This window comes from Amycolatopsis sp. NPDC052450 (assembly GCF_044547565.1).
Lineage (GTDB): Bacteria > Actinomycetota > Actinomycetes > Mycobacteriales > Pseudonocardiaceae > Amycolatopsis.
This window is the reverse complement of sequence record NZ_JBIUAQ010000061.1, coordinates 1-8,859: the sequence shown is the minus strand read 5'-3', so window position 1 is coordinate 8,859 and position 8,859 is coordinate 1. Positions and strand designations below refer to the sequence as shown.

Genomic DNA, 8,859 nt, shown 5'->3' with positions numbered 1-8,859 from the left:
CATCCAGCAGATGCCCTCTCGCTAGAAGGATTTTGTTCCGTCGCAAGAACAATCATCCCAAGCCAGAGGGCATTTGCGTACCCAGACACACCCCCCAACACCCACACCACACCGGTGAATCCAGGTTGAACGTCCCTATATCCACACACCCCTCACTCGCTGTCAGGACCATCGCTGACCGTGTGGCCCGTCCACCGCGTCGCCCATGCCGTCAGGGACGCCGGGCGCGAAGAGCTTAGGCCTGTTGGTAGCGCTTGAGGTATTCGCCGGTCAGCGAACTCTCCGCGGTCAGGAGCTTCTCGGGCGGGCCGGTGAAGACGATCTCGCCGCCGTTCTTGCCGCCGCCGGGGCCGAGGTCGATGATCCAGTCGGCCTGTTCGATCACCGCCAGGTTGTGCTCGATCACCACCACCGTGTTGCCCGCGTCGACCATGCCGTTGAGCAGGCCGAGCAGCATGTCGATGTCGGTCATGTGCAGGCCGGTGGTCGGCTCGTCGAGGATGTAGACGTTGCCGCCGCCGGAAAGCCGGTCCGCCAGCTTGATCCGCTGGCGTTCACCACCGGACAGCGTGCTCAGCGCCTGCCCCAGCCCGAGGTACCCGAGCCCGGTCTCGATCAGCGCGTTCACCTTCGCCAGCACCGGTGCCTCGGTGAAATATTCCGCCGCCTGCTCGGCCGACAGCTCCAGCACGTCGGCGATCGACTTGCCACGCAGCTTGTGCGCGAGCACCTCGTCCTTGAACCGCCGCCCGTCGCAGCTTTCGCAGTGCGTCGTGATCGGGTCCATATAGGACACTTCGGTGATCAGCACGCCGCGGCCCTGGCATTCCTCGCAGGCGCCCTGGGAGTTGAAGCTGAACAACGCCGCGTTCGCGCCGCTCGCCTTCGCGAAGAGCTTGCGCACCGGGTCCATCAGGCCCAGGTACGTCGCCGGCGTCGATCGGGAGGAGGCCGCGATCGCCGTCTGGTCCACGAAGATCGCGTCCGGATGTGCCTCGCGGAAGACGCCGGAGATCAACGAGCTCTTGCCCGAACCCGCGACACCGGTGACCGCGGTGAGCACACCGGCCGGGATGTCGACCGAGACGTTCTTCAGGTTGTGCAGTGAAGCCCGTTTGATCGGCAGCTTTCCCTTGGCAGGACGCGGATCCGTCTTGACGACACCGGCGCGGGCCAGCCCGGCCCCGGTCAGGGTCTTGCCGGCGCGTAGCTGCCGGTACGTCCCCTGGAAGACGACCTCGCCGCCGTGCACGCCCGCACGCGGCCCGATTTCGACCACGTGGTCGGCGATCTCGATGACGTCCGGGTCGTGTTCGACCACCAGGATCGTGTTTCCCTTGTCCCGCAACGCCCGCAGCAGGTCGTTGAGCCTGCCGACGTCACGGGGGTGCAGGCCGACGCTGGGTTCGTCGAAGATGTACGTCAGCCCGGTCAGGTCGCTGCCCAGATGCTTGACCAGCTTGAGCCGCTGCCCTTCACCACCGGACAGCGACGTCGTCGCGCGGTCCAGCGAAAGGTAGCCGAGGCCGATCGCCTCGATGCGTTCGAGCGCGGCCAGCACCCCTTGGGCCATCGCGCTGGTCTGTTTGTCCTTGATGGACCGGATCAGCTCGATCAGATCGGTGATCTGCAGCTCGCACCACTGCGCGATGTTCTTGCCCGCCAGTTTGGTCGCCAGCGCGGCTTCGCTCAGCCGTCCGCCGCGGCAGGCCGGGCAGGGCCCCTCGGTGATGAACTTCTCCGCCTGGGCGCGGGTCTTCTCGCTCATCGACCCGGTGTCGCGTTTGAGGTGGCGCCGGGTGAAGTTCGCGACGAGTCCCTCGAACGTCAGCGTCTGCGTCTTGCCGTTCTTGAAGGTGAGCTGGACCTTGCCCTCCTTGCCGTGCAGAAGGGTGTCCATCTCCTTCGCGGTGTACTTGTTGAGCTTCTTGGCCGGGTTGATGGCGTCGTGGTTGGCGTAGAACTGCCAGCCGGGGCTGCCGACCGGATAGCCCGGCACCAGGATCGCGCCCTCGTCGAGCGACTTCGTCATGTCGAGCATCAGCTCGGGGTCCGGACGCAGCGCGCGCCCGATGCCCTCGCAGTCGGGGCACATCCCGTTGGGGTCGTTGAAGGAGTACAGCGAAGGGTTGCCCGCGCTGGGCTTTCCCTGACGCGAGAACAACACCCGCAACAGCGGATGGATGTCGGCGACCGTGCCGACCGTCGAGCGGGCGTTCCCGCCGAGCGGGCGCTGGTCGACCACGACCGGGGTGGTCAGGTTCTCGATGCCGTCCACCTGCGGTCGTTCGTGTTTGGGCAGCTGGTTGCGGATGAACCAGGGGAAGGTGGCGTTCAGCTGACGCTGTGCCTCGACGGCGATCGTGTCGAAGACGACGGAGGACTTCCCGGAACCCGAAACCCCGACGAAAACCGTGATCTGGTTCTTCGGGAGCTCGAGGGAGACATCCTTCAGGTTGTTCTCGTGAGCGCCGGTGACGCGGATTCCCTCACCCGCCGGTTGCTTGGTCTTGCGGGCTGCGGCAGTCACAGAAGGTCCTTTCCTCGCCGTCGCGCGTGAATGATCGCGCCTGCTCGCCAGTATCGCAGTGCCGACGCTTCCCCGGTAGTCCATTCACGTGCGATCGGGGTGTGTTTTCTTCACGACGGAAGAATGAATTTTTCACGTGGCGCGATGGGCGGTGAATTCACCCCGCACGGGTGTAGACGGCTCCGATGACGCCGGTCTTCAGCGAATTCGACTTCGTCAGGGTCAGCGGGATCTCCTTGCCGACGCCGTCGAACAGCCGTGCTCCCTCGCCCGCCACCAGCGGCATGATGTTGAGCGCCAGTTCGTCCAGGAGGTCTTCGGCGAGCAGCCAGCTCACCAGTTTCGGGCTTCCTGGCACGCGGATCGTCTTGCCGGGCCCTTCCTTCAGCCGGGTGATCGCGCCCGCGACGTCGCCGGTGATCAGGCTCGTGCCCGGCCAGGTCAGCGTCGCTTCGTCGAGCGTCGAAGAAACGACGTATTTGTGCGTGCCGTTCAGGAACGCCGCCATCGGGTTGCTGTCCCCTTGCGGCTTCCACATCTGCTCGAAGGCCAGGTAGGTGTCCTTGCCCATCAGAATGGCGTCCGAGGCGGCGAGGCTCTCGGCGATGCCTTCGCTCATTTCGTCCGACCAGTACTGGCCCATCCAGCGGTCGGGCCGTTCCGCCACCCCGTCCAGCGACATGAACAATCCCGCGGCGATTTCACGCATGAGAACTCCTTCGTTGGCCGGTAGCCCGATTTCAGGCCGCGGGCCGATCCTCCCACTGCCGCTCGCGACGCTCCAAAGGATCCAGCACGACGGAAGAGCTCCAACGGACCGGCAGCGCCGATAATGCGCGCATCGTCGGCGAGACCGTCCAGTCCAGGGACGATTCGGGTACGGCGAGCGAGAGTTCCGGTGCGCGGCGGGAAAGCGCGCGCAGCGCCGACTGGATCTCGACCCGCGCGAGATGGGCGCCGATGCAGTGGTGCGTGCCGTGCCCGAAGGACAAATGCCTGCCGTTGCGGTCCATCGCGAACCGGTCCGGTTCGGCGAAGACGTCCTCGTCGCGGTTGACCACCGGCAGCAGCGCGGTCACCAGGTCGCCGGGTTCGATCCGCGAGCCGGCGAGGGTGACGCCCTCCGTCGCGATCCGCGTCATGCTGAAGTTCACCGCGGGGCTGTAGCGCAGTGCTTCCTCGACGGTGGCGTCCAGCACCGCCGGGTCCGAGCCCAACTCGGCGAGCAGTCCCGGCCGCGAGATCACGCACAGCACCGTGTTGGTGATCTGCGCGGACGCCAGCGCGTGCCCGTCGAAGAACAGCGACGCCGCCAGGCCGGTCAGCTCGCTTTCGTCGAGCGCCCCCGAGCGGTGCGCCTCGATGAGTTCCGCCATCAGCCCGGACGGCGGATCCTCGGTGTCGGCGAGCATCATCGCGACCTCGTCGTGCAGCAGCAGTTCGCCCTGGTAGACGGCGGATCGCGGAGAGCCCGGCTTCCCGAGGCGCGCGTTCGCGCGTTTGCGGACGGCGTCGCGCCGCGACCGCGGCACCCCCAGCAACTCGGCCTGCGCGCTGAAGGTCAGCGGGGCGCAGAAATCGGCGAGCAGGTCCGCGGTCGGGCCCGCCGCGATCAGCCTGTCGAGCAGGTCGGTGGCGGCGGTTTCCACGTAGCCGCGCAGCTGCTCCGCCCGCCGCGCGGAGAACGCGCCGCCGATCAGCTTCCGGATCCGGGTGTGCCGGGGCGGGTCGAGATCGGTCACCGACATCCGGGTGGCCGGGCCACGCGGATGGGTCGTCTCGGCCAGCTCGGCCCGGCTGAACCGCTTGTCACGCAGGAATTCGCGTGCTTCGGAATAGCCGCTCACCAGCCATTCACGCCGCCCGTCGCGCGAGCGGGAACCGACAGGACACCCGGCGGGGACATCGTCCCCGACGAGTAGCCGCCGATGCCGTCCCTCGGCGAAATCCGAGCCTCCACGACCTCCTGTTACGTCGGCCATCTGGTCCCTCCTCCGATCAGTCGTTCCGGGCGGGCACGCGCAGGGCGAGCAGGCAGACCGCGACCGAGGCCACGGACAAGGCCGCGATGGCGACCCGCAGGTCGGTGTGGCCGGCGATCTGACCGACCACCGCCGGGCCGAGCAGCAGGCCGACGCTGGCCAGCGACGCGGCCGAGCCGATCACCGCGCCGCGGTCCTCCGCCGTCGCGCCGCGCCCGATCAGCCCGTAGACGGTGGGCGTCGAGACCGAGATCGCGCCGCCCACCACGGCGGTGCCGATCAGGCCGTGTACCGGCGCGTCGGCAAGGGAAAGCAGCAGTACGCCCACCCCGGAGAGCGCGCCGGAGGCGAGCAGCACCAAGCGGTCCGACGCGCGACCGGACAGCAGGTGCCCGCCGAGCCTGCCCAGCGCCATGCCCGCGGCGAAGATCCCGGGCGCGGCGGCGGAGATCCCGACCGGTGCCCGGGTGACGTCGGCCAGGAACACCGCGCTCCACTGCTGCACGCCGCTTTCCACGACCATGGCGAGCCCGGCCAGCAGGCACAGCAGCAGGACCGCCGAGCCGAGCCGCAACCGCTTCCCCGGTTCGCGGCCCTGCCGCACCAGCCGTCCCGGCACGGAGTTCCTCGCCGCGACCGCGCCGATCACGACCAGCGTCGAAAGCGTCAGCGCGATCACCTCGGCGGGGACACCCGCGCTCCGCGCCGCCCCGGTGCCGAGACTGCACGTCAGCAGGCCGACGCTGAACAACGCGTGCGCGCGGTTCATCACGCGGGGCCCGTCTCCTGCTTCGGCGGACGCCGCCAGCGCGACGACGACGACATTGCAGGCGCCGGAGCCGAATCCGAACAAACCCAGTGTCAGGAACAAGCCAGGAACGGATCCGGCGAGTGCGGGAGTCGGTGCGATGAGCGCGAATCCGGCGAAAGTCGCGACGGCCACCGGCCTGCCGAACCGGTCGAGCAGCTTGCCGATCGCGAACATGGCGGGCATCGCCGCTAGCGCGCCGATCAGCAACGCGGCACCGAGTTGCGCCTCACCGGCGCCGGTGGCGTGGCGGACGTCCGGCAGCATCGAAAGGTACGGGCCCCACAATGCGCCGTACGCGGCGAATCCGGCGAAGACCGTGCCGGTCCGCGGAGCTGCGGTGATGACGGCGACCATGACCGAGGCGGTCCTTTCCTGGCTGGGTAATCGCGTTTTCGCCGAAAGGCGGACATTCGCAGATTAGCAGCGGAATTCGGGGGACGACCACGATTATTTACCGCATTTATGAAGAAGTGCGGCCGCCTGCCGCGCGGGTATGGTCGGCGGCAGTGTGATGTTTTGATGATGGGATATTTATCCCGAAAATGAATAATTCATACCCGAGAGGTTAACCAATCACTCCTCCCGCGCCGCGTCCGGTCGCATGATGTAACCGCACGAGAGTGTCTCCGTAGTGAGGAACAGGAAGGTAGTGCGTCATGTTGCAGAACGTCGAACCCGCGACCGCGTCGAGGGCCGGCCCGGGGCCGCGGGGGATCGAGACGGAATTCGCGATCCACGCCGAGGGGCTGGTGAAACGGTTCGGCGAGACGACCGCGCTCGACGGGGTCGACTTGACCGTCCGCACGGGTACCGTGCTCGGGGTCCTCGGCCCGAACGGCGCCGGTAAGACCACCACGGTCCGGATCCTGTCCACACTGGTGACGCCGGACGAGGGCCACGCCACCGTGGCCGGATACGACATCGGAAAAGACGCCCACCAGGTGCGGCAGCTGATCGGCCTGACCGGGCAGTACGCCTCGGTCGACGAAAGCCTGACCGGCGTGGAGAACCTGCTGCTGATCGGGCGGCTGCTCGGCTTTTCGCGGCGGGCGGCCAAGGCCCGCGCGCATGAGCTCCTGGAGCGGTTCTCCCTCACCGAGGCCGGCGGACGGGCCGCCAAGGGCTACTCGGGCGGTATGCGCCGCCGGCTCGACCTGGCCGCCAGCCTGGTCGGCAACGCGCGCCTGCTGTTCCTGGACGAGCCCACCACCGGACTCGACCCGCGCAGCAGGCTCGAGCTGTGGGACGTCGTGCGCGGCCTGGTCGCCGACGGCGTCACGGTGCTGCTGACCACGCAGTACCTCGAAGAGGCCGACGCGCTCGCCGACGAGATCGTGGTCGTCGACCACGGCAAGGTGATCGCCAAGGGCACCCCGGACGAGCTCAAGGCCAGCACCGGCGCCCAGCGCCTGACGGTGCGCGGCGCCCAGCCCGCAGACCTCGAGAAGGTCGTACGGCTGATCGGCGAGATCGCCGGCGTGACGCCGGACATCTCGGGCCAGGTCGTCAGCGTCCCGGTCACCGACCCGGCGGCGTTGCCCGGCGCGGTCCGGCGGCTCGAAGAGGCAGGCATCGTCATCGGCGAGCTGTCCCTGCGCAGCTCCAGCCTGGACGAGGTGTTCCTGAGCCTGACCGGGCGTCCGGCCGAGGACACCGCCGAAGAGACCGAGGAGGAGATCCGATGACCGCCGCGACCACGACGCTGCCGTCGCAGCAGCTGTCGGCCCGGGTCGGGTTCTTCCAGGGCATCTCGCAGATGTTCACCCTCGCCTGGCGAAGCACGGTTTCGGTGAAGCACGAGCCGAAACAGCTGGCCGACATCAGTTTCCAGCCGATCATCTTCACCCTGCTGTTCACGTTCGTCTTCGGCGGCGCGATCTCCGGGGACCGGCACGCGTACCTGCAGTTCATGATCCCCGGCATGCTGGTGATGAGCATGCTGTTCGCGACCATCAACGTGGGCATCGGCCTCAACACCGACCTGTCCCAGGGCGTGTTCGACCGGTTCCGTTCGCTGCCCATCGCGCGCTGGGCGCCGCTGGCCGGGCGGATCATCGGCGACCAGTTCAAGCAGGTCTGGTCCGTGCTGCTGGTGGTCGGTGTCGGGCTGCTGCTCGGTTTCCGGCCGGAGAAGGGTTTCCTCGGCGTGCTGGCGGCCGGGCTGCTGCTGCTGGTGTTCGCGATCGCGTTCTCCTGGGTGCCCACGCTGGTGGGTGTCGCCGCCGACCAGGCGGAGAAGGTCCAGGTGTTCGCGTTCGCGGTGATCCTGCCGCTGAACTTCGTCAGCGGGGTGTTCGCGCCGGTCGAGTCGATGCCGTCATGGCTCCAGGCGTTCGCCGAGGTCAGCCCGGTGGCGATCCTGCTCAAGGCGTGCCGCGGCCTGATGAACGGTGGCGTCGGAGTCACCTCGGCGGTGGTCTGGTCGCTCATCTGGGCGGCCGTGATCGCGATCGTGTTCGGGGCGCTTTCGGTACGTGCCTTGAAGAAGCGGATCTGAGTATTCGTCGCTCGAACACCGAAGCCGTGACGCCTGTGCGCCACGGCTTCGGTGTTTCGGGGGCCTGGACCGGGGAGCGCTGATGGACGAACTGGATTACAACACCTGCAATGCCACCTTCCGGAGCCTGACCGATCAGCAGCGGCTGATGGTCGAGGAGACATCGAGACTGATCGGCCCGGGCGACGATCTCGAACTCACGTCGTACGGCTGCGGGTTCGGCATGTTCGAACTGGAGCTGATCGCGCGGGTGCCGCGGAGAACAGTGTGGTTCCAGGGGGTCGACACCAACGGCGAAGCGGTGGCACGGCTGCGCACGGAGCTGACCGGACCGCCGAAGGTACGTGGCCACCGCGTGCTCACGGCGAGCATGGCCGACGTCGCCGACCTCCGGATCGCGCCGACCGAGTACGGCCTGTTCGTCCAGTCGCTGTGCTACCTCGACGCCGACGACGGCATGGCCGTGCTGAAGGAGGCCCGCAACCGGCACCGGGTCCTGATCGTGGCGGTGACCCCGCTGAACCGGCTGAACGGCCCCTTCGCGGAATCCCTCGCGCGGCAAGGCGTCACGCGTCCGCTGTTCGCGCAGACACTCGCGGAGGAGCTCGCGCGGTTCGGCATCGAGTTCCGGTCCGTCACGGTGGGCGCGGAGATCTCGGTGCCGATTTCGGAGCCGGCGCACCGTCTTCTCGAGTTCCTGACCTTCGCCCGGCACCAGCCTTGGCGCGGAGGGACGAGCCGCGCGGAGCTGCTCGACGCCGTCGGGGAGCTGGGGACGCTCTCCGCGGGGCACGTTCGCATTCCGCACCCGGTCGAGGTCTTCGCCATCGGGTAGGTGGCCGTCACTCGCGTGTCTGGAGCCGTATGACCGCTGGTGGCGAGACTTCCGCCTCCAAGCACGCGAATTCGGTCGTGTAGGCGGAAGTCCGTGAAGGCCTCCTTGAGGGACCCAGGGTCCCTCAAGGAGGCCTTCACGGACCGGAAAGGGAAAGAGCTACGGCTTGCGGGCGACACCGCCGATGACGCGGGACTCCGACGG

Annotated in this window: 7 protein-coding genes; 3 read left to right on the top strand and 4 right to left on the bottom strand. The window is 68.0% G+C overall.

Features of this window, described 5'->3' with window-relative positions:
• Positions 1-235: 235 nt before the first annotated feature.
• The 4 genes from ACIHAO_RS42840 to ACIHAO_RS42825 form a co-directional block, all read right to left on the bottom strand.
• A complete protein-coding gene (locus tag ACIHAO_RS42840) occupies positions 236-2,530 on the bottom strand; it encodes an ATP-binding cassette domain-containing protein (protein WP_396568079.1) in 2,295 nt (764 codons plus the stop codon).
• Between the two features lie 157 nt (positions 2,531-2,687).
• Positions 2,688-3,239, bottom strand: coding sequence for a dihydrofolate reductase family protein (locus ACIHAO_RS42835; protein WP_396568077.1), 552 nt, complete (start codon positions 3,237-3,239; stop codon positions 2,688-2,690).
• A gap of 31 nt (positions 3,240-3,270) precedes the next feature.
• Positions 3,271-4,512, bottom strand: coding sequence for a cytochrome P450 (locus ACIHAO_RS42830; protein ID WP_396568075.1), 1,242 nt, complete (start codon positions 4,510-4,512; stop codon positions 3,271-3,273).
• A 16-nt stretch (positions 4,513-4,528) separates the two neighbouring features.
• Positions 4,529-5,677: an MFS transporter gene (locus ACIHAO_RS42825; protein ID WP_396568073.1), complete on the bottom strand. Its 1,149-nt coding sequence runs from the start codon at positions 5,675-5,677 to the stop codon at positions 4,529-4,531.
• Between the two features lie 302 nt (positions 5,678-5,979).
• Here ACIHAO_RS42825 and ACIHAO_RS42820 point away from each other — a divergent pair, with 302 nt between their 5' ends.
• The 3 genes from ACIHAO_RS42820 (at position 5,980) to ACIHAO_RS42810 (ending at position 8,655) form a co-directional block, all read left to right on the top strand.
• Complete coding sequence (locus tag ACIHAO_RS42820; RefSeq protein WP_396568071.1) at positions 5,980-7,008, top strand: ATP-binding cassette domain-containing protein; 1,029 nt, start codon at positions 5,980-5,982, stop codon at positions 7,006-7,008.
• Entirely contained in the window at positions 7,005-7,820 is an 816-nt protein-coding gene (locus ACIHAO_RS42815; protein ID WP_396568069.1) for an ABC transporter permease, read from the top strand. Before ACIHAO_RS42820 ends, ACIHAO_RS42815 begins: the two co-directional genes overlap by 4 nt.
• 82 nt (positions 7,821-7,902) lie before the next feature.
• Positions 7,903-8,655: a class I SAM-dependent methyltransferase gene (locus ACIHAO_RS42810; protein ID WP_396568067.1), complete on the top strand. Its 753-nt coding sequence runs from the start codon at positions 7,903-7,905 to the stop codon at positions 8,653-8,655.
• Positions 8,656-8,859 lie beyond the last annotated feature (204 nt).

Bases quoted from the DNA above. Each gene is read 5' to 3' on its own strand.
- ACIHAO_RS42835 (WP_396568077.1), bottom strand. From the start codon at position 3,239: ATGCGTGAAATCGCCGCGGGATTGTTCATGTCGCTGGACGGGGTGGCG.
- ACIHAO_RS42810 (WP_396568067.1), top strand. From the start codon at position 7,903: ATGGACGAACTGGATTACAACACCTGCAATGCCACCTTCCGGAGCCTG.
- ACIHAO_RS42825 (WP_396568073.1), bottom strand. From the start codon at position 5,677: ATGGTCGCCGTCATCACCGCAGCTCCGCGGACCGGCACGGTCTTCGCC.
- ACIHAO_RS42820 (WP_396568071.1), top strand. From the start codon at position 5,980: ATGTTGCAGAACGTCGAACCCGCGACCGCGTCGAGGGCCGGCCCGGGG.
- ACIHAO_RS42830 (WP_396568075.1), bottom strand. From the start codon at position 4,512: ATGGCCGACGTAACAGGAGGTCGTGGAGGCTCGGATTTCGCCGAGGGA.
- ACIHAO_RS42815 (WP_396568069.1), top strand. From the start codon at position 7,005: ATGACCGCCGCGACCACGACGCTGCCGTCGCAGCAGCTGTCGGCCCGG.